Here is an 873-nt window from a genome sequence, read left to right on the forward strand (position 1 = left end):
CGGTCCACCTGCCTGGCACGTCGGTGCCGTGAAGTTGATTTCGGTCGCGCTCCCCGACGTTGGCGTCACCGACTGACCGCAGAGGCTGACGGTCACGCCGGGCACTTGGAAGCCAGCGCCGGTGATTGTCACGGGCGTCCCGGGATCGCCCTCCGACGGCGAGATGTCCGAGATGCTGGGCGGCACGGGTGCGGGTTCGGACGTGTACGTGAACCCGGCGGTCAGCGTCGCGGATCCGATCGGTGTCGTCACCACGACGTTTACCGGGCCTACTGCCCCGCCCGGTGCGGGCGGCACCTGGACCTGCAGCCTTGTTGGCCCATCCACGCTGACCGCGGGTGACGGCGCGCTGCCGAACCTCACCTTCGTATCAAGGAGGAAGTTCGCGCCGGAGATCGTCACGAGTGTGCCACCCGTGACGGGACCGGACGCCGGGCTGATGCCGCCAATCGCCGGCAGACTGACGCCCGCACCCGGATACACGAAGCTGGCGGGCAACGTATCGGTACCGCCATCCGGGTTGGTCACCGTGACATCCTGCGGTCCGCCCGTCGCACACGCCGGCGCCGTGAAGACGACCTCCGTCGCAGAGCTCGAGTCTGGCGTGACGAGTTGACTGCAGATGGTGACTGTCGGGCCAGGGGCGGTTGTCTGGAAGTCTTCGCCGCTGATCGTTACTTCTGTGCCCATGTCACCGCTCGACGGGGAGACACCCGTAATGTTGGGCGGCGTGACCGGCGTAGCGTTGTAGGTGAACGTGGGCCCGAACGGTGACGACCCGTTCCTCGTCGTGACCTCAACGGGCACGGGAGCCGCGCTCGCTGCTGGCGGCACCACGGCTTGCAATGTCGTCGGGTCGAGGACCGTGACCAT

1 protein-coding gene is annotated in these 873 nt (G+C 67.5%); it reads right to left on the bottom strand.

The window, feature by feature from the left end:
* Positions 1-873: hypothetical protein (locus GEV06_28700; GenBank protein MPZ21825.1), on the bottom strand; the 873-nt coding region annotated here is incomplete at both ends.

This window comes from Luteitalea sp. (genome assembly GCA_009377605.1).
Lineage (GTDB): Bacteria > Acidobacteriota > Vicinamibacteria > Vicinamibacterales > Vicinamibacteraceae > WHTT01.